Annotated in this window: 14 protein-coding genes, 1 pseudogene and 2 riboswitches; of the genes and pseudogenes, 11 read left to right on the top strand and 4 right to left on the bottom strand. The window is 68.3% G+C overall.

All coding sequences use genetic code 11. The features are described 5' to 3' along the window. Positions 1-31: 31 nt before the first annotated feature. Positions 32-244: riboswitch (cobalamin riboswitch) on the top strand. A gap of 147 nt (positions 245-391) precedes the next feature. The 11 genes and pseudogenes from FV242_RS05965 to selB all read left to right on the top strand — a co-directional run bounded on the left by FV242_RS05965 (position 392) and on the right by selB (position 14,660). After that, the gene (locus FV242_RS05965; protein ID WP_246692614.1) at positions 392-2,344 is read left to right on the top strand and encodes a TonB-dependent siderophore receptor; all 1,953 of its coding nucleotides are present in this window, start codon (positions 392-394) and stop codon (positions 2,342-2,344) included. Positions 2,345-2,427: 83 nt separating this feature from the next. Beyond that, a complete protein-coding gene (locus tag FV242_RS05970) occupies positions 2,428-3,213 on the top strand; it encodes an ABC transporter substrate-binding protein (RefSeq protein ID WP_246692621.1) in 786 nt (261 codons plus the stop codon). Continuing rightward, positions 3,210-4,244 (top strand): iron ABC transporter permease, encoded by a 1,035-nt coding sequence (locus tag FV242_RS05975; protein ID WP_147938278.1) that lies wholly within the window; start codon positions 3,210-3,212, stop codon positions 4,242-4,244. The genes FV242_RS05970 and FV242_RS05975 overlap by 4 nt, the downstream gene beginning before the upstream one ends. Continuing rightward, complete coding sequence (locus tag FV242_RS05980; protein ID WP_147938279.1) at positions 4,241-5,059, top strand: ABC transporter ATP-binding protein; 819 nt, start codon at positions 4,241-4,243, stop codon at positions 5,057-5,059. The genes FV242_RS05975 and FV242_RS05980 overlap by 4 nt, the downstream gene beginning before the upstream one ends. Beyond that, positions 5,034-5,996 (top strand): hypothetical protein, encoded by a 963-nt coding sequence (locus FV242_RS05985; protein WP_147938280.1) that lies wholly within the window; start codon positions 5,034-5,036, stop codon positions 5,994-5,996. Before FV242_RS05980 ends, FV242_RS05985 begins: the two co-directional genes overlap by 26 nt. 50 nt (positions 5,997-6,046) lie before the next feature. Continuing rightward, positions 6,047-6,541 carry an AAA family ATPase gene (locus tag FV242_RS05990; protein WP_147938322.1) on the top strand — a complete coding sequence of 165 codons (495 nt, stop codon included), beginning with the start codon at positions 6,047-6,049 and terminating at the stop codon, positions 6,539-6,541. A gap of 96 nt (positions 6,542-6,637) precedes the next feature. After that, a riboswitch (cobalamin riboswitch) is annotated at positions 6,638-6,837 on the top strand. A 109-nt stretch (positions 6,838-6,946) separates the two neighbouring features. Beyond that, positions 6,947-9,055: a TonB-dependent siderophore receptor gene (locus FV242_RS05995; protein ID WP_246692615.1), complete on the top strand. Its 2,109-nt coding sequence runs from the start codon at positions 6,947-6,949 to the stop codon at positions 9,053-9,055. Continuing rightward, the gene (locus FV242_RS06000) at positions 9,055-10,236 is read left to right on the top strand and encodes a DUF1624 domain-containing protein (protein ID WP_147938281.1); all 1,182 of its coding nucleotides are present in this window, start codon (positions 9,055-9,057) and stop codon (positions 10,234-10,236) included. Before FV242_RS05995 ends, FV242_RS06000 begins: the two co-directional genes overlap by 1 nt. A 274-nt stretch (positions 10,237-10,510) precedes the next feature. Beyond that, positions 10,511-10,981: a MarR family winged helix-turn-helix transcriptional regulator gene (locus FV242_RS06005; protein ID WP_147938282.1), complete on the top strand. Its 471-nt coding sequence runs from the start codon at positions 10,511-10,513 to the stop codon at positions 10,979-10,981. 313 nt (positions 10,982-11,294) lie between these two features. Next, positions 11,295-12,671 (top strand): annotated as a pseudogene (locus tag FV242_RS06015) (ABC transporter substrate-binding protein). Between the two features lie 69 nt (positions 12,672-12,740). Further along, positions 12,741-14,660 (top strand): selenocysteine-specific translation elongation factor, encoded by a 1,920-nt coding sequence (gene selB, locus FV242_RS06020; RefSeq protein ID WP_147938283.1) that lies wholly within the window; start codon positions 12,741-12,743, stop codon positions 14,658-14,660. A gap of 157 nt (positions 14,661-14,817) precedes the next feature. Here selB and FV242_RS06025 read toward each other — a convergent pair whose 3' ends face one another. From FV242_RS06025 to FV242_RS06040, 4 genes are read right to left on the bottom strand one after another with little or no spacing between them, the layout of a single operon-like run. Next, positions 14,818-16,533 carry a sensor histidine kinase gene (locus FV242_RS06025; RefSeq protein ID WP_147938284.1) on the bottom strand — a complete coding sequence of 572 codons (1,716 nt, stop codon included), beginning with the start codon at positions 16,531-16,533 and terminating at the stop codon, positions 14,818-14,820. Continuing rightward, on the bottom strand, positions 16,524-17,672 hold the full coding sequence (locus FV242_RS06030) for a hybrid sensor histidine kinase/response regulator (protein ID WP_147938285.1): 1,149 nt from the start codon (positions 17,670-17,672) through the stop codon (positions 16,524-16,526). Before FV242_RS06030 ends, FV242_RS06025 begins: the two co-directional genes overlap by 10 nt. A 14-nt stretch (positions 17,673-17,686) precedes the next feature. Beyond that, complete coding sequence (locus tag FV242_RS06035) at positions 17,687-18,112, bottom strand: response regulator (protein ID WP_147709580.1); 426 nt, start codon at positions 18,110-18,112, stop codon at positions 17,687-17,689. Next, positions 18,096-19,235 (bottom strand): ATP-binding protein, encoded by a 1,140-nt coding sequence (locus tag FV242_RS06040; protein WP_147938286.1) that lies wholly within the window; start codon positions 19,233-19,235, stop codon positions 18,096-18,098. Before FV242_RS06040 ends, FV242_RS06035 begins: the two co-directional genes overlap by 17 nt. Positions 19,236-19,260: the final 25 nt, after the last annotated feature.

The following is a 19,260-nucleotide window of genomic DNA, read 5'->3' on the forward strand; positions in this document are numbered from 1 at the left end:
CGAAGTGACATTGACGCTGGGCCATTCCCTTAGGTCCTGTATGTCCGACGGTTCCTCCCCGGAGGATCAAAAGGGAACGCGGTGAGGATGAGGTCCGAAAGGGCCTTCCCGAAGCCGCGGCTGCCCCCGCAACTGTAAGCGGCGAGCCCATCATCAACACGTCACTGGGTCTTCGGGCCTGGGAAGACGATGAGAGGGCGGTGACCCGCGAGCCAGGAGACCTGCCGTCAGTCGTGGTCACACGCGAAACGCATCGGGCGGGGTGTCCTGATGGGTGTCGAAGCGCCCGGCTGCCCTAACGGCAGGCAAGCGCCCAGGCCTCGTTCGCGGTGACGTGCCACAGACGTCGCCCGAGGCTTGTCCCGTGTCCTTTCCTTCCCGAACCGCGTGCTTGCGCACGCTCGCGCTCGCCTGCGCCGCCCTTCCCGGTCCCGTGCTCGCGCAACAGGCCGCCGCCCCCTTCGCCGATGTCCCGCGCGGGGCCGAGGCGGCCGTCACGCTCTCCGAGCTTTCCGTCTCCGCCACCGGCGTGCCGACGCCCGTCGACCAGGTCGGATCAAGCGTCACCGTGCTCACCGCCGCCACCCTGGAGGCCCAGCAGCGCCGCACCGTCCCGGATGCCCTCCAGCAGGTACCGGGCCTCAACGTCGTGCAGACCGGCGGCCCGGGCGGTCAGACCTCGGTGTTCATTCGCGGCTCGAACTCGAACCACGTGAAGGTGCTCATCGACGGCATCGACGCGACCGACCCGTCGAACCCGAACGGCTCCTTCGACTTCGGGCAACTCCTGACCGACGACCTCTCCCGCATCGAGGTGCTCAGGGGTCCCCAGAGCGGCCTCTATGGCAGCGACGCCATTGGAGGCGCGGTCTCCTTCACGACGAAGCGTGGCGAGGGACCGGCCAGGGCCACCGCGCGGAGCGAGGGCGGCTCGTTCGGTACCTTCAACCAAAGCGGCAGGATCAGCGGGTCGGAGGACGGCTTCGACTATTCGGTCTCGATCCAGCACTTCCGTGCGGCCGCGACGCCGGTGACGCCGCCGAACCTCGTCCCGCTCGGCCGGGCGATCCATCCGAATTTTTACGACAACGAGACCGTCTCGGCGAAGTTCGGCTACCAGTTCACCGACACCTTCCGCATCAACTCGGTGACGCGCTTCATCAATTCCCGCCTCCTGTTCACCGGCACCGACTTCAGCACCTTCCCGGCCTTCCCGGCGGCGTTCCGGAGTGCCGCCGACGTGCAGCAGGTCTTCACCCGCAACGAGGCCGAATGGACGCCGTTCGCCGGCTTCCACAACCTCTTCGCCATCAACTACTCGAACCTGTTCAACAGACAGCAGGGCCCCCTAGACCCCCTTGCCACGCCGGACGCGACAACGGGCCTGGGCGAGCGCACGCGCTACGAGTACCGCGGGGACTACCAGCTCTCGCCCGGCAATCTGATCCTGTTCGGCGCGCAGCGTGACGACGAGAGCCTGTCGACCACCGACCCGAGCCCGTTCGGGGCCGGCAACCTGCGGGCGAGGAACGGCAACACGGCCGGCTACGGGGAGGTGCAGCTAACGCCCTTCGAGCGGGCGGCGTTCGTGGCCAACATCCGCCACGACGAGAACGACGCGTTCGGGCCGGCCACCACTTTCCGCGTCGCGCCGAGCTACATTCTGCCCTTCACCGAGACCCGGATCAAAGGTAGCGTCGGCACCGGCTTCAAGGCGCCGACCCTGAGCCAGCTGTTCCAGAGCTTCCCGGCCTCGAACTTCTTCGCCAACCCGAACCTCAGGCCTGAGGAGAGCCTCGGCTACGACGCCGGCATCGAGCAGCCCCTGGGGGACCGCGTCCTCGTCGGCGCGACTTACTACGCCAACGACTTCAAGAACCTCATCACCTCGAACGCGACGTTCACCTCGAACGAGAACGTCGGCCGGGCCGAATCGTACGGGGCGGAAGCCTTCGTCGCTGTCCGGTTCTCCGATACCCTTACGGGCCGGGTCGACTACACCAACACGGTGACCAAGAACGAGATCACCCACCAGGAGCTCCTGCGACGGCCCCGCCACAAGGGCAGCGCGACAGCCTTTTGGACCCCCCTCCCGGGCCTGACCGTCAGCGGGACCGTGATCGTGCTCGGCCACTTCGTCGACGGCAACCGCGACTTCTCGGTGGCCCGGCTCAAGAACCCGGGCTTTACCCTGGTCAACTTCGCGGTGAACTACGACGTCAGCGAGACGGTGAGCGTGTTTGGGCGGGTCGATAACCTATTCGACCGCCGCTACGAGAACCCCACCGGCTTCCTCGGGGCAGGCCTCGCCGTGTACGGCGGCGTCCGCCTGACCGCGTTTTGAGACCGCCGATGGCACGACGGTCCGGCTTCGCGGTCCTAACGGCGATGCTGGCGGTCAGCCAAATCTGGTCGATTGCCGCTGGGATGGCCGCCCCGGCATCCGGGGGACCCCGGCACGTCGTCTCGATGAACCTCTGCGCGGACGAGCTCGTCCTTCGGCTTGCCGACCGCGATCAGGTCGCCGCCGTGACCTACCTCGCCCATGACCCACGCGGCTCGACCGTCGCGCGGGAGGCGACGGGCATCGCAGTGACACGCGGCCTGTCGGAGGAGATCGTCGCCCTCCGGCCCGACCTCGTCGTTGCCGGTGCCTTCACGACGCGGACCACGGTGGGCCTGCTCAAGCGCGTCGGCTTCCCCCTTCTCGAACTCGGCGTACCCAACGACTTCGAGGGGGTGCGGGCCCAGATCCGGACCGTCGCCGCGGCCCTCGGGCACCCGGCGCGCGGCGAGGCGATGGTCGCGGACCTCGACGCTCGGCTGGCCGAGGTGATGCCGGCGGCCAAACCCTTGCGGGCCCTTGTGATGCGTCCGAACGCCTTCACGGTGGCACCCGGCAGCCTTGGCGATGCGATCATCCGCGCCGCCGGCCTCGTCAACGTCGCGGCCGAACTCGGTCGCGACCGCTTCGGCCAGGTCCCGCTGGAAGCGGCGGCCTTGGCCGACGCCGACCTCATCGTCCTCGACGAGGGGGAGCCCGGCGCGCCGTCGCTGGCCGATGCCCTGCTGCATCATCCCGTCCTCGACGCGCTGCGCCGGCAGGGGCGTACCGTCTCGATTCCGAACCGGCTCTGGACCTGTCCAGGTCCGCAGGTCGCCGACGTCGTGGCCTTACTCGCCGCCGCCGCACGCGAACGGGCAGTGCCATGAACGCACCCATTCAACCTCCTACCCGGATCGAACGCGCGGTCGTCGGACCACGCGGCATCGTCGGGCTCCTTGGCCTGCTGGTTCTCGTTTTGACGCTGGCGTCCATCGCGGTCGGGTACGCCCCATTCGACGTAACGGCGGCGGCCGGTGACCTCCTCGCAGGACGCGCGACACTGCCTGCCCTCGTCCTCTGGGAGCTACGCCTGCCCCGTGCCCTCCTCGGGGGCCTCGTCGGCTTCAGCCTTGGGCTGACCGGGGCGGCGATGCAGGGCTACCTGCGCAACCCGCTCGCCGATCCCGGCATCCTCGGCATCTCCTCGGCTGCGGCCCTCGGGGCCGTGGTTGTGTTCTACGGCGGGTTCGCGGCCTCCCTCAGCCTCGCCCTCCCGCTCGGCGGGATCGCCGGCGCCGCGGTGGCGGCGCTCGCCCTGAACCTCGTTGCCGCAAGGGGAGGCACCACGCTGGGATTGATCCTCGCCGGTGTCGCCGTGTCGAGCCTCGCCGGCGCCATGACGGCGCTGGCGCTCAACCTCTCGCCCAATCCCTACGCGGCCTTGGAGATCGTGTTCTGGCTGATGGGGTCGCTCGCGGACCGCAGCATGGACCATGTCTGGCTATGCCTGCCGTTGATGGCGGTCGGCTGGGGCCTGATGCTGTCCACGGCTCGCGCGCTCGATGCCCTGACGCTGGGCGAGGACACGGCTGCGAGCCTCGGCTTCCATCTGGTCTCGGTCCGCCTACGCCTCGTCACCGGCGCGGCGCTGGCCGTGGGCAGCGGCGTCGCCGTCAGCGGCGCCATCGGCTTCGTCGGCCTCGTGGTGCCCCACCTCGTGCGACCGTTGGTCGGCGCACGCCCTGGTGCCAGCCTGTGGCCGAGTGGCCTCGCCGGGGCCGCCCTCGTGCTTGCCGCGGACTTGGGCGTTCGTCTCCTGGCGACGCGCCCGGAACTCAAGCTCGGTGTGGTGACTGCGCTCGTTGGGGCACCGTTCCTGATCGTGCTCCTCCTGCGTGAGCGAGGGCGCGGCGCATGAGCCTCGCGACCGCAGCCCTCGATGTCCGCCTCGGCGGGCGTGCCATCCTGTCGGATATCACCCTGTCCCTGGAACGCGGGACCCTCGTCGGTCTGGTCGGTCCGAACGGCGCTGGCAAGACCAACCTCCTGCGCACCCTCGCGGGCTTGGTCGCCCCGACCAAGGGCCGCGTGGATCTCGACGGTATGCCGCTCAAGGGCATCTCCCGCGACGCGCGCGCCAAGCGCATCGCGGTCCTGTTCCAGGGCGCGGGGGCCGGTTGGCCGATGCAGGTGCGTGACCTCGTCGCCCTCGGCAGGCTGCCGCATCGACGCGCGTTCGGTGGCCTCGATGGCACCGATCGCGCCGCAATAAACCGAGCGATGACACGGACCGACGTCGCGCGCTTCGCTAACCGAACCGAACCGACCCTGTCCACAGGCGAGCGGATGCGCGTGCTGCTGGCGCGGGCGCTCGCCGTCGAAGCGGATTGGTTGTTGGCCGACGAACCGATCACCGCCCTCGACCCTGCCCACCAGCTCGACGCCATGACGCTGTTGCGGAGCGTGGCCCTGGCCGGCACCGGCGTCGTCGCCGTCCTGCACGACCTCTCCCTCGCGGCCCGGTTCTGCGACCGGATCGTGGTCCTGGATGCGGGACGCCTCGTCGCCGACGGACGCCCGGACGTCGCCCTTACGGATCGGCTGCTCGCCGACGCGTTCGGCGTCACGGCGTGCCGTGGGGCCGGACCGGACGGAACCGCCTATATCCTGCCCTGGAGCCGTTCAGGGCCACATCCGGAGGACATCGATGCAGCCTTCCCCAAACAGCCCTGATGCCACCGTCGCCCTTCTGCGCGGTGCACTGGCCGATCCGACCACGGCCTGGAGCCTCGGCAGCTTCGGTGCCATCGCCGAGTTCATGCGCGATCCGGACGAGCCTGTCCTGGCCCTGCCTGACGATCGCCTGGGACTTGCGACCGCGCGCGGGGCCATCGCCTTGACCCCGAGTTCCGACCTGAGGCCAATCGCCTACGAGACCGCGGTCGCCTCGGGCTGGAACCACGCGGTGGCGCTTTGCCTGCCGGAAGCGACATGCACGATGAACCGGAGGACCGTGGTGACGGAACTCGGGCCCGACCGGAACGCCGCCCGGGTCGAGGATCGCGACGGCATCCTGTTCGACCTCGGCCTCGGCCTGCTCGCCGTGGATGCCTGTGTGCGGGTGCGCGATCCGGAGGCCGTCGAGCGGCTGCGGGCCGGCGTCGGCATGCCCCTGTTCGACCACGCCAACCCCATTGGGCCTCATCTCGTCGCCATGAGCCCGCACCGGGTGTTCCTGGCGCGGGTCGGGCGCATCGAGGTCTATGCCCCAATCCCCGGGTCCGGCGGTACCAGTCCTGAAGGTCCGCATACGCATGTGCTGCCCAAGCTCCTGCGCGCCGGTCGGACCCATGCCGCAACGACGCCGATCCCCACGGGCTGGGTCCCCTGCGGCGGCCTGCACCCGGCGCACCCCTACAAGGACATGATGGGCGACCGCATCGCCTTCGACGCCGGCCGCTACGAAGCGTTCCAGGCGATGCTCGACCATTGGGGTGATCCGGAACTCGTGGCGATCAAGCGCGGCGGGCCCGAGGCGCCCGGCGGCACGGTGTCGACCCGCCACGCCCAGGGCGCACGGCGGGTCGCCGAGGCCCAGGCTCGTTACCTACGGGGCGAGATCATCGAGGGCTCGGCGAGCGACGACGAGGATGCGGAGGCGACGGCCTGACCGTGACCCGGACGGTGCCCGGCAGGAATCGTCCGGGGGCACCGCAGAGGGTGATCGGCCTGATCGGCTGCCCGGGCGCGGGGAAGACGACCTACGCCCGCCGCTTCGACCCTCTCGACGGCTGGGTTCACCTCACCCTCGACGACTTCCGGCAGACCCTCTGGCCGCCGCACCGGCAGGTCTACTGGGAACTCAGGCAGGGCTCACATGACGATGCGGCCCGGGACCTCCTGCACCGGGTCAAGGAAGCAGCCCTGGATGCCGCCCTGACGAGCGGCTTCAGCGTGGTGATGGCGGACACCCATCTCACCAGATCTGTGTTCGAGCGCGAACTCGGGATCGTCGCCCGACACGAGCTCACCGTGGAGTGGAAGGTGTTGGATGTGCCATGGGAGGTCCTGAAGGCCCGCAACGCGGAGCGTGGTCGCGTGGACCCGTCGCATCGCCAGCCGGATGAGGTCCTCCGGTTCACCTACGAGGTTTTCCAATCCCCGGACGCTTGGTGGCGTAGCTTGCCGCCGGAGCAGGTCGAGGTCCTGACCTGACGGACGCAGCGAGCGATCCGTGTTCCCAAGTGTTGCCGGCAGGGCATAACCTCTCGTGTATTGCACTCGGTCCGTTGACGGGCATGGGCGTCGGCATGTTAGCTCGGCCATGACGGTTCCTCCCCGGAGGATCAAAAGGGAACGCGGTGCGGGGGTAGCCCCAACGCCGCGGCTGCCCCCGCAACTGTAAGCGGCGAGCCCTTCGCCACCGACGTCACTGAGCGGCATCGCTCGGGAAGACGGTGAAGGGCGATGACCCGCGAGCCAGGAGACCTGCCGTCAGTCGTGGTCACACGCGAGACACGCTGGGCGGGGTGCCCCGGCGGGTGCGGAAGCATGTGCGTTGCGCGTGGTTCGGCCTCGTTCGCGGTGACGTGCCACTGCCGTCGCCCGAGGCCCATCAACGTGTCCCGTTCACCGTCCATCCCGCTGATGTCCGTGCTGGCCCTGTCCTGCGCGATCCCCGCCGCCGTCGCCGCCCAAGGGGCGCCCTCTAGCGAGACCGCCGTGGTGCTCGATGCGCTCTCGGTCGAGGGGACCCTCACCGCCACGCCGACCTACCGGGTGCCGGAGCTCTACAGCGGCACCAAGACGATCACGCCCCGCCTCGACCTGCCGCAGCAGGTCGACGTAATCCCCCGGGAAGTCCTGATTGACACAGCCGCGACCCGCGTTGAGCGCGCGCTCGACTACGTGCCCGGGGTCGGAAAGCAGAACGATTTTGGCGCCCAGAACCTCGCCCTGTACTCGGTGCGCGGCTTCGCAACCCAGGATATCTTCCAGAATGGGTTCAACATCGCCCGCGGTTACAACGGCGCCCCCGACACCCAGAACGTCCAGTCCATCGAGGTCCTGAAGGGCCCGGCCGGCGCCCTCTATGGCCGCAGCGATCCGGGCGGGACCGTGAACATCCTCACCAAGCAGCCCGTAGCGCGACCCTTCGTCGAGATGGGCACCCTGTTCGGCAGCTTCGGCACCGCCCGCACCACGGTCGATGCCGGCGGTGCACTGAGCGAGGACGGCAGCGTGCTCTATCGCTTCAACGGCGCGCTCGCCCGCCAGGACAGCTTTAGGGATTACGTCGACGGCGACCGCGTGCTCCTGGCACCGGTGGTGAGCTGGCAGGTCACGCCCGATACCAAGATCACGTTCGAGGCGCAGTACCTGCGCAACCGTCAGACCTTCGACCGCGGCACCGTCGCGGTGAACAATCGCCTCGGCCTCGTCCCGCGCTCGCGCTTCTTCGGCGAGCCCAGCGACGATTCAGTGTCGGAGGCCGGGATCCTGCAGGTGCGGTTGGAGCACGCCTTCAACACCGACTGGCATTTGCGCGTCGCCACGCACCTCAACACCGGAAGCCTCACCGGCCTGCAGACCGGCGCGACCGGGATCCTCGATGACGGGCGCACGCTGCTGCGCGAGTTCCGCCAGCACGACTTCACCTGGGGCGTCGCCATCGGCCAAGCCGAACTCGTCGGCCGCTTCGAGACCGGGCCCATCGCCCACACCTTGCTGCTCGGCCTGGAGCACGAGCGCTACAACAGCACCGAGAACCTCCTGCGCTCGACCCCGCGTCTCGACCCCTTCGCCATCGACATGTTCAACCCGGTCTACGGGCAGGCCAAGCCTCCGTTCACGCGCCGCTACAGCGCCAGCGAGAACGTCGGCAACACGGCGGTCTACCTCCAGGACCAGATCGCGCTCAGCCCGGAATGGAAGCTGCTGCTGGGCAACCGCACCGACTTCTACAACCAGACCTTCCGGGACAAAGTCGCGAACGAACGGACCGAGCAGGACCGCACCGGCTTCTCGCCGCGGGCCGGCCTCGTCTACCAGCCGCTGTCGTTCCTGGCACTCTACGGCAACGTCGCCGCCTCGTTCCGCCCCAACACTGGCTTCGACAGCGCGTCCCGGCCCTTCGCGCCCGAGACCGGGTTCGCCTACGAGGTCGGGACCAAGCTCGACCTGTTCGACGGCCTCAGCGTGACGGCGGCCGCCTTCCACATCGAGAAGGAGAACGTGCTCACCACCGACCCGGCGGACTTCTTCTTCCAGATCGCCGCGGGGGCCGTGCGCAGCCAGGGCTTCGACGTCAGCCTGGTCGGGCAGGTCACGCCCGAGTTCCGGGTGATCGGCGGATACGCCTTCATCGACGCGGCGGTCACTCGCGACGAGGTGCTGCGGGTCGGCTCGCCGCTGCTCAACATCCCGCGCCATAGCGGCTCGCTGCTCGGCATCTACGAGATCCAGGCCGGCGACTGGAAGGGTTTTGGGATCGGCGGTGGGTTCCGAGCGGTCGGCTCGCGGCTCGGCGACAGCGGCGTCGAGAGCTTCCGCTTGCCGGGGTACATCCTGACGGACGCGCTGGCCTACTACCGCTACGAGAACCTGCGCTTCGGGCTCAACGTCGACAACATTTTCGACGAGACCTACTACGAGCGCTCCTATAACACCTTCTGGGTCGGCGTCGGTGAACCGCGGCGCGTCACCGTCAGCATGACGGCACGGTTCTGATGGGCGAGCGTCCGGAGCCGCCGGAGGCATCGACCAGTCTATCGCCCCTGTCCGGCCGCATCGCCTCCATCGATGCCCTACGCGGGCTGGTGATGGTGCTGATGCTTCTCGATCACCTGCGCGAGACCTGGTTCCTGCACGTACCCGTGGCCGACCCGGTCGACGCCCGAACCGCCCTGCCGGCCGTGGCCCTGGCCCGCCTCCTCGTCAGCCTGTGCGCACCCTTCTTCATCGCGTTGACCGGCGTGGCTGCGTACCTCTTCGGCACCCGGCACACGCTGCCGGAGACGCGGGCCTACCTGCTGAAGCGTGGGCTCGTGCTGATGGCGCTTGAGGTCCTCTACCTGTCGGAACTGTACTGGGGCGTGGCCAGCCCGACGCTCTGGCTGCAGGTCATCTGGTGCATCGGCGTCTGCATGATCGTCCTCGCGGTGCTGGTCGGCTTGCCACGTCCGATCCTGTTCACGGTGGGGCTGCTGGTCGTCGGTGGCCACAACCTCCTCGACCCGATCCACCTCCAGCCTGACCAACCGTTCTTCGCGGTCTGGGCGATGCTGCACCAGCGCGACGTCATCGCGTTGCCGTTTGGGCTGGTCGCCAAGACGACCTATCCGGTACTCCCGTGGATCGGCGTGATCGTGCTCGGCTACGCAATCGGCCCGTGGTTCCTGCCTACCGTCGCGGCGCAAACCCGCGAGCGCCGGTTTCTGGCCCTTGGCTGCGGGATGCTCGTCGCTTTCATGGTCCTGCGTCTGGCGAACGGCTACGGCGACAAGCCCTGGTTCGTCGTCGAGGGCGACGCGCTTCGAACCACGTTGAGCTTCGTCTCGCTGACGAAGTATCCCCCCTCGTTGTTGTTCCTGCTGCTGACGCTCGGGATCGGGGCGCTGCTCCTGGTTGCCCTTGAACGGATGCGCGACGCCCCGGTCGTCTCGGCCCTGGCGGTGTTCGGCGGAGCGCCGTTGTTCTTCTACCTGCTCCACCTCACGATTCTGCGGCTCCTGTACCATGGCGCCGTCGCCATCTGGGGCCCGACGCAGGGCAGCGTGTTCGGCGTGGCAGATTATGGCTGGGTGCTGGCCTGGTACGTTGGCCTGGTCGTGCCGCTTTACTGGCCGACAGCGTGGTTCTCGCGCTTCAAAGTGGCACGTCGCGATATAGCCTGGCTCAGGTATCTCTAGTGGATGAAATCTGACGGATGGAACCCGTTCCCTGGGCCCACGCCCGGCCCCTTGCCGACCCTCGGAAGGTCCGCTCCCAGCCTGTTGAGGCAGAGGTCAACGACCGGGTTGGGTGGATAGGCGCCGGTCCGCTTTCGGTAGACTTTCGCGAATGCGGCCGCTCAGAGAGCAGGAAAGACAGGCCTGTGAGCCGCGTTTCCAGCTGCGCAATATACGTCCCGTTGACAACATCGTTCACGCATGAATGATTAAGGCCTGAACGGAGTAGCGGTTAGTGCCGACGTCGACGAAGCATACCCGCCTGCGGCTGGACGACCAGCTTTGCTTCGCCCTCTACGCAGCGACGAACTCGGTCGTGCGGGCCTACCGGCCGTTGCTGGGCGAGCTAGGGCTGACCTACCCGCAGTACCTCGTCATGCTGGCGCTCTGGCAAGGTGGCGTGACGGCGGTGCACGACCTAGCAGCCCAGCTGCAACTCACGTCCAGCGCGATCACGCCCCTGGTCGTTCGGCTGGAGGCCGCGGGCTTCGTCACCCGGACCCGCGCGGTGGACCGGCGCATCGTCCTGGTCGCCCTGACGGAGGTAGGCCGGTTGCTTGAGGACCAAGTCGCGACGGCGCAGCAGGCCGTGGTCTGTCGCACCGGCCTCGGCGACCGCGAACTCGCCGACCTACGCCAGGAGTTGAAGGATCTCGCCGACCGCGTCGCCGCAGCGGGCATGGCCCAGGGCGACGAGCCGAGCTGAGGATGCCCCGCACGCAGACGTGCGGACGAGGCTCCCCGCGGGAACGAACTGAAACGCGAGGGTTCGACGGCTGCCTGGCCGGCGGCCCAGGCGAATAAATAGAGGGCCATGCGCAAACTGCAGGCGCCTTCCATCCTGTCGGCTCGCGATGAGCCGGACGACGCCCGCACGCCATGCGGGTCGAACACGAGGAGGATACATGGACGCGCAAGCGACCGGGGATCCGGGGGGCGGTCAGCCCTGGGGACCCCACAACACGGTGACGGTGGTCGACCCGTCACCGGTGAACTGGCTCTCCATCACCTGGAACACGATGGAGGAAGCCAACCGCGTCGACCACGACGGCATCGGCCAGCCGAGCCTCGCCGAGAGCTGGCGCTGGCTCGATGGCGAGACCCTCGAACTCAAGATGCGGGACGCGGTCTACCAGGACGGCGAACCCTTCAACGCTGCGATGTTCAAGCTCGGGTTCGACAAGGTCCAGGAATGGACCAATCCGCACCCGCCTGGCGCCTTCCTCAACTTCGCCCGGGACGTGACTTGCGAGGCGGTCGACGACCGCACCGTCCGGATGCGCTTCCCCGGCGGCGACTCCGCGGCGCTGATGAAGCTGCGCGGCATGCACCTGCCTTCGACGCGGTTCTGGAACGAGTGGGGCTTCGTTGACCCAAAGACGGGGTCGGCAGAAGGCCATTGGTGAGTGATCGACGCGCCTGGTCCGTGGGGGACTGGCCCGTTTGTGCTCACCGAGGGCGTCTCGCTCATCGATAGCCGCTCCGACCGCGTGGTCATGGAGCCCAACCCGACGTACTGGAACCCGGCTCGCAGGCCGACGGTCCGGATCGTCTACGACAACGTCATCGGCAAGGACGAGGGCATCAAGTCTGTCGCGGTCGGCGACGGCCAGGTCGACGTCGTGTTCGACCTGACACCGGATGAGGCCAAGGCCTTCCCGGCAAGCGAGCATGGCAAGGTCCAGACAAAGAACGCCAAGGCGATCCTCACGGGCGTCTTCAACGAGAACCGGCCCGACTCGCCCTGGCGAAACCCGGAAGCCCGCCGGGCACTGAACCTGGCCATCGACCGCCAGTTCGTGCTCGACGAGGGTGCGCACGGCTACGGCACGGTGATCCCGGCCTTCATTCAGCCCGGCCGCTACGGCGCGGATCCGGATATGAAGCCGATCCCGCACGATCCTGTGGCGGCACGCGCCGCCCTCGACGCTGCGGGCTTGTCGGGGCGCGAGGTCGTGTTCGTCGCCTCTCCGGCCTGGAAGGGCGTCGTCGATGCCGTCGGCGCCTGCCTTGCAAAGGTCGGACTGTCGGCCCGGTTCGTCAGCGCCAAGGACGAGCCGCCGGCCGACTTCGACGTGAAGATCGAGTGGTACTTCGACTGGACACCGCAATACCCGGTTGCGTGCGTGCACCGCGAGTTCTTCGGACGTGACGCGACCCTAAGACAGGGTCCGGAGGATCCGAGGTTCGACGCCCTCTACGAGAAACTGCTGCACACGGCGAAGGAGCCGCAGCAGGAGGGCGTGGTGCGCGAGGTGGAGCGGTACATTCAGGACGAGGCGAAGGCCTTGTTCCTGTTCTCACCCTTCACACTCTTCGCGGTCTCGAACCGCGTGGACTTCGTCGCCTACGACACCTGCATGTCCGAACTGGCCGAAACCCGCATCAAGGGTTGAAGTCGCTTCCGGCCGGCGCGGACCGTTCCGCGCCGGCCACCCCGGGCTCCAGCACGAAGTCGCCAAGCCATGATCGTCGTGACGGCGGGTCATATCGACCACGGCAAGACGACGCTGGTGAAAGCGCTCACCGGCATCGACGCCGACCGATTGCCGGAAGAGAAGGCCCGCGGCATCACCTTGGATCTCGGGTTCGCCTACGCGCGTCGGGGTGATTGCACTCTCGGCTTCGTGGACGTGCCCGGCCATGAGCGCTTGGTGCGCACGATGGTGGCAGGGGCGACCGGCGTCGCGTTCGCCCTCCTCGTCGTGGCGGCCGACGACGGCGTCATGCCCCAAACCCGTGAGCACATCGCCATCCTTGACCTGCTCGGCCTCGGACATGGGGTCGTGGCGGTCACCAAGAGTGACAAGGTGGACCCGACGCGTCTCGCGACGGTTCGCGCCGAGATCCGCACGGCGTTGACCGGGACCGGCCTCGCCAATGCACCCATCGTCGCCTGTTCGTCGTTGTCCGGTGCCGGCATCCCCGAGCTCGCGGGCCTGCTGGACGCCGCTGCGGCCACGCCCGCTGTGGTCCGACCGACGGCAAGGAGCTTCCGTCTGGCGGTCGATCGCTCCTTTACGATCTCGGGGGCCGGCATCGTGGTCACCGGGGCCGTGCATGCCGGCACCGTGCGCGTTGGCGACCGCCTGCTGGCCTCCCCGGGCGGACAGGAGGTGCGGGTGCGGGGCATCCGCGCCGAGGACCTCGTGACCGATGAGGCCGGCGCCGGGCAGCGCTGCGCCCTGAACATCGTCGGTCCGCGTCTGTCGAAGGGGGACATCCGTCGCGGGGACTGGATCCTCGCACCCGCGCTGCTTGGGCCGACCCTGCGTCTCGACGTGACGCTGCGCCTGCTGCCCGGTGAAAAACGGGCCCTCCGCCATCGCACTCCCGTTCAGGTGCACCACGGCGCTGGTCTGGTAACCGGTCGGATACTCCTCCCGGAGGGCGTCGTCATCGAGCCTGGCGGGTCGGCCAGAGCTCAGATCGCCCTCGATGCGGGACTGGGGGCGCTTTACGGCGACCGCTTCATCCTCCGCGACATCTCAGCGTCCCGTACCCTAGGCGGAGGCACAATCGTCGACATCGACAGTCCGCGACGCGGAGCTTGGTCGGAAGAGCGGCAGGCGATCGTTCAGGCCCTCGACCAAGCCGACGATGGGCACGCGCTCGACGGTCTGCTCGAAGCCAGCCCGGCCGAGGTGGATCTCGTTCACTTTGCGCGGTCACGCAACGTTCCGGCGGCGGCCATATCTGCCCTTGCAGACACCCTCGGCGTCATGGTGGTAGAGACGCCCCGCGGTCCGCTCGGCTTCTCAGGCGCGCGCATGAACGGCATCGGCGGTGCCGTCCTCGCGGTGCTCGACGACACGCATCGGACAGAGCCCGACAATCCGGGGCTGTCCCTTGAGGAAGTCGCGGCAGGCATTCCCCTTCAAGACCGCAGGGTTTTGCCGGTCATTCTCGACGCGCTGGTCCGCGACGGTACGGTCGCGCGTCGCGGCAGCTACCATCATCGCCCCGGGCACGTCGTCCGCCTGAGTCCCGAGGATGCGCTACTTCACGAGGAGATACGCGCGATTTTAGAACAGGCTGGACTCGATCAGCCGCGCCTGGCCGAACTCGCGCAGCGCGTGGGCAGTGAGCCGGACATCTTGCGTGGCTTTCTGGATCGGCTCGGCCGCATCGGCTGGCTGCAGCGCATCTCGCAGCACTACTACATTCTGCCCAGCGTCCTGCTCGAATTGGTGGATCACGCCCGGGCGGTGGCCGGCGCACATCCTGAAGCGCTACTCACCGTAGGGCAGTTTCGCGAAGCAACCGGGATCGGGCGGAACATCACGATGCCGATCCTGGAATACTTCGATGCGCAGGGTCTGACGATGCGTGTCGCTGAGGGGCGCCGCGTTCGACAAGAGGCGTTCACACCAAACAAATCTTAGCTGTCGTCCCTGCCTGGGCGGACGGATCGAGCGTCGTTTGAGCGATCCGGGGCGTGAGCTAAGGTGATTTCGACATATGCCGGGGCATGGCGTCCGAGGGGCATCTTTCGCCTTCGGCCGAAGTCCAATCCTTTCGATGTCGCTGACTGCTCGTCCCTCAATGCGTGGTGGCAAGCGGGCTCAAGTGAGCGGCCCCAAGCGCAGTCAACGGGACATCCAAGGCGACGCGGAGGCCCGCCTCGGCGAAGTCGAGGTCGATCTCGCCATCGAGCTCGCGCTCGACGCTGACCGCGATCAGCCGCGTGCCGAAGCCCCGATGCGTCGGCGGAGCGGTCGGCGGGCCGCCGGTCTCCTGCCACTCCAGGAGGAGCCGACGGCCTTTGCCGGCGTCGGCCATGACCGACCATGCGATCCGAACCTCGCCTCCGGGAACGGACAGCGCGCCGTGCTTGGCGGCGTTGGTGGCCAGCTCGTGTAGCGTCATCCCGAGGGACAGCACATGGCGCGGCGGAAGGTCCACGTCGGGACCGTCCACGACGAAGGTCGCGTCGCCATGCCGATAGGGGCCCAGCTCGTTCTCCAGCACCGCTCTTAGGGGGGCGCCCGACCAGTCGTCCCGCGTCAGGAGGTCATGGGTCTTGGAGAGTGCGAGGATGCGTGCCTCCAGCCTCTCCCCCGGCGCCTCGCCGCCGCGCGTCGATTGCCGTGCCAGGGCCTGGACCGTGGCGAGGGTGTTCTTCACCCGGTGGTTGAGCTCATGCAGCATCGTCACCTGCCGTTCCTGCATCGCGCGGCCGTTGCGGACCTCGTCGCGAAGGTCGGCCTCGTTGCGTTGAAGGCTCCCGGCCATCGCGTCGAGCTTGCTGCCGAGGCGACCGAACTCGTCGGCGCCGTCCAACCCGGTCCGGGCCGCGAGGTCTCCGGCCTGCCATTTCGATGCCGTCCTGAGCAGGCGGTCGAAGGGGCGGCGAATGAAGGCGCGTCCCGCCAGAAACGCGGCGGCCACGGCCAGCACCGCACCCAGCGCGATCAGCACCACGCCCCTGCGGGTGGCGGCGTCCACGTCCGCGAAGGCGACGTCCCGGTCGCGGCCGACCGTCACCCATGCGGCCGCTGCCGGGCCGGTTGGCCTAGCGTTGGCGAGCACGCGTTCGCGTCCGTCGATGCCGAAGTCGATGCGGACGCCCTCCCCACGCCTCATCAGAATGCGTTGCCGATCCGATGGCAGCGGTTTCCCGACCCAGCCGTCCCCATCCGGATAACGGACCAGAATGATCCCGTCCTGGTCCGCCACCGTCACGGAAGTGCTGGGCAGTCTCAGGTTGCGCCTGAGGTAGCCGTCGAGCCAGCCGAGGTCGACGGCGACGGCGAGCACACCCACCGTCCGGCCGTCCGCATCGGGCAGGGCTTGCGCGAAATGCAGAGAGTTCTTTCGGGAAGCATTGCCGCGAGCGTAGGTGCCCATCACGAACGCACCCTCGGCGACGGCGCGGCGCTGGTACACCCTGTCGGGCACCGCGTACGAACCGGGCGAGGACCCGAGGCTGTTGCACACCACGGTCCCATCCGACCGGGTCAGGGCCAGGACCGCGAAGTGCGGGTTGTCGCGGACGGCGCGGCGCAGGTACTCGGTGCAGCCCGAGGGTTCCAGGGCCCGGACAGCGGGGTCCTGCGCGATGAAGTTCAGGGCTTGCCGCGCCGTCTCCGCGACCTGCGAGAGGTCTTCAGCGACGGTGCGGGCCGTCGCCATCGTATCGGCGCGCACAGTCTCATCGCGCGAGGTTCGCAAGGCGTACTCGTTATAACCCTGTATGGCGAGCGCGGGCGCGAGGGCGAGCAGGACGAGGAGCAGGATGCGGGTCGTCAGGGACATTGGACGCCAGCCGCTTCCGGAAGGGTGAAACGGAAGGTGGTGCCCTGATCCGGGGTGCTTTCTACCGCCAAGTCCCCGCCTTGCCGCTCCACGAGGTCGCGGCAGAGCAGGAGCCCCAACCCGCTTCCGCGCTCGCCGGCGGTCCCGTTCGTCGTGCTGCGCCGGTCGAGCCTGAACAGGTCGGCCACCTTGCCAGCTGGCATGCCGACGCCGGTATCGGAGACCTTGATCTCGACCCCGCTTCCGGTCCGCCGGCCGGCGACGGTGATGGTGCCCCCCGGCAGCGTGAACTTGACGGCGTTGCTGACGAGGTTGCGCAGGACCGTGGCCAGCATGTCCCGTTGCGCGCGGACGGTGGTTCCCTGGCAGTCGATGGCCAGCGTCAGTCCCTTATCAGCGGCCGCCTCGGCGGCGCCCTGCATCACCTCCGCCGCCACCGTGCCGAGGGCGACGTCGGTGATGGTGACCGCCATCGTGTCCATCTGCAGGCTCGCCCAGGAAAACAGGCTCTCCAGCAGGGCGTAGGCCTGAGTGGCGGCGTCGTTGATGCCCTTGGCCCGGCGCTCGATGGAGGCGTGGTCCCGCGTCGCCACCGCCTTGGTCAGGACTTCCGACAGGCCGAGCAGCGACTGGAACGGGTTGCGCAGATCGTGGGCGATGATCGAGAACAGCAGGGTCTTCTGCCGGTTCAGGGTGTCGAGCTCCATGGACTTCGCCTCGGCCTCGCGCCGCGCCTCATCGAGCTCGGCCTGGAAGCCGCGTCGCGCTTCCGCGTAGCGGATCGCCCGAGCCAGGCTCGACGGGGTCGCCTCCGCCTTGGCGAGGTAGTCGAGGGCGCCGGCCCGCATCAACCGGAACGCCAGGTCCTCGTCCGCCTCGCCCGTCAGCATCAGAACGGCGTGCCCCTCGCCCGGGAGGGCGAGGAGGGAGGCGAGGAGATCGAACGTATCGACGTCCGGAAGACGGTAGTCGAGCAGGATGCAGTCGAACGCGCCCTCCCGCGCGAGGCGCAGGCCGGTCGTGCCGTCCGGTGCCTCGGTCAGCACGTGCCGGAGCCCGGACTTCTTCAGGGCGCGGCGCACGGAGGTCCGGTCGACGGCGTCGTCGTCGATCAGCAGAATTCGGGTCGGGGCTTCCACGCTCGGCTCGTAGCCTATTGCGGGAACTCGACCACCTTCCAGAAGTGCTCCAGCATGGAGACCGCCTCCATGAAGGTGTTGGCCGGATCCCGCTTGACGATATAGCCGGCCACGTTGTGTCCGTAGGCCCGCATCCGGTCCTCGTCCGCCTTCGAGGTGGTGATCATGAACACTACGGCGGTGCGCAGATCCTCATCGGCCCGGATCTCCTCCAGGAACTCGATGCCGTTCATCCGCGGCATGTTGAGATCGAGCAGGATCAGGTGGGGCTTCGGCAGTTTCTCCTTACCGTTCTGGCCGCGCAGGAATTCCAGCGCCTCGATGCCGTCGCGGGCGACGGTGATCGGGTTGCCGATCTTGCTCTTCTTGAAGGCGCGCTTGAGGCCCTGGACGTCGACCTCGTCGTCGTCGACCAGCAGCAGATTAACCGTCGAACCCATCCGAATTCCCCTTCGCGCCGTCCTGCGGCCACGTGAAGTGCACCGAGAGGCCGCGACCCTCTCGTCCCTCGGTCAGCCAGACCTTGCCGCCCTGGCGCTCGACGAGTTTCCTGACGATGGCCAGACCCATGCCGCTGCCCTCGACCTCGTCGCGGGGCCTCAGGGTCTGGAACATGCCGAACACGCGCTCGCGGAATTGCTCCGGGATACCCGCACCGTCGTCCGTGACCACGAACTCTACCATATCCGCAGACGGCTGCGCATCGACCCGGACGTGGCCCTCCCCCGGGCGGTCGTGGTGCTTGATCGCGTTCCCAATGAGGTTCTGGAACGCCTGGGTCAGGGGGGCCTTCGCGGCCTTGACGGTCGGCAGGTCGTCGGCGGCGACGATCTCGAACCCGTCGGGTGGGCTCACCAGCACGGCGAGCTCGTCGACGAGGGCCTTGGTGTCGACCTGCGCGAAGGCGACGTCGGCGCGACCCGCGCGCGAGTAGGCGAGAAGGTCGTCGAGCAGGCTCTCCAGGCGCTGGACCCGGCTCTTCAGGAGATCCATGTTGGTCTGGACGTCGCCGGTCAGCGAGCCTTCGAGATCCTCCTCGATCCAGCCGACAAGGTTCTCGATACCCCGGAGCGGCGCCTTGAGGTCGTGCGAGGCGACGTAGGCGAACTGTTCCAGCTCTTCGTTCGTGCGGCGCAGGTCGACGGCATGGCGGGCCAGCCGCCCCTCCATGCGCTTACGGTCGGTGATGTCGGTGTTCGTCCCGTACCAGCGGATGACGCGTCCGTCGGCATCGCGAAACGGGTTGGCGAGCGAAAGAAACCAGCGGTATTCGCCGGTGGCGCTGCGAAGCGGGAAGGTGTCGTTCCAGGGCTCGCCGGCCTTAAAGGCATGCGAGATCCGCTCGACGACGCGGTCCACGTGGTCGGGGTGGTGGACGGCCTTCCAGCCCCAGCCCTTCATGGAGTCGATGGTCGTGCCCGTGTAGTCGTACCAGCGCCGATTGTACCAGAAGATGTCGCCGTCCGCGTCCGCGATCCAGGCCATCTGGGGCAGGGTGTCGGCGAGGTTGCGGAAGTCGGCCTCGTCTGGGGCGGTAGGTCTTGGCTCCGCTGCGTCGTTCATCTGTTCTCGGACCTTCGGGTTCGAG

This window comes from Methylobacterium sp. WL64, from assembly GCF_008039945.1.
Lineage (GTDB): Bacteria > Pseudomonadota > Alphaproteobacteria > Rhizobiales > Beijerinckiaceae > Methylobacterium.

Bases quoted from the DNA above. Each gene is read 5' to 3' on its own strand.
- FV242_RS06040 (WP_147938286.1), bottom strand. From the start codon at position 19,235: ATGAACGACGCAGCGGAGCCAAGACCTACCGCCCCAGACGAGGCCGAC.
- FV242_RS05980 (WP_147938279.1), top strand. From the start codon at position 4,241: ATGAGCCTCGCGACCGCAGCCCTCGATGTCCGCCTCGGCGGGCGTGCC.
- FV242_RS06035 (WP_147709580.1), bottom strand. From the start codon at position 18,112: ATGGGTTCGACGGTTAATCTGCTGCTGGTCGACGACGACGAGGTCGAC.
- FV242_RS06000 (WP_147938281.1), top strand. From the start codon at position 9,055: ATGGGCGAGCGTCCGGAGCCGCCGGAGGCATCGACCAGTCTATCGCCC.
- selB (WP_147938283.1), top strand. From the start codon at position 12,741: ATGATCGTCGTGACGGCGGGTCATATCGACCACGGCAAGACGACGCTG.
- FV242_RS05975 (WP_147938278.1), top strand. From the start codon at position 3,210: ATGAACGCACCCATTCAACCTCCTACCCGGATCGAACGCGCGGTCGTC.
- FV242_RS05970 (WP_246692621.1), top strand. From the start codon at position 2,428: ATGGCCGCCCCGGCATCCGGGGGACCCCGGCACGTCGTCTCGATGAAC.
- FV242_RS05985 (WP_147938280.1), top strand. From the start codon at position 5,034: ATGCAGCCTTCCCCAAACAGCCCTGATGCCACCGTCGCCCTTCTGCGC.
- FV242_RS06025 (WP_147938284.1), bottom strand. From the start codon at position 16,533: ATGTCCCTGACGACCCGCATCCTGCTCCTCGTCCTGCTCGCCCTCGCG.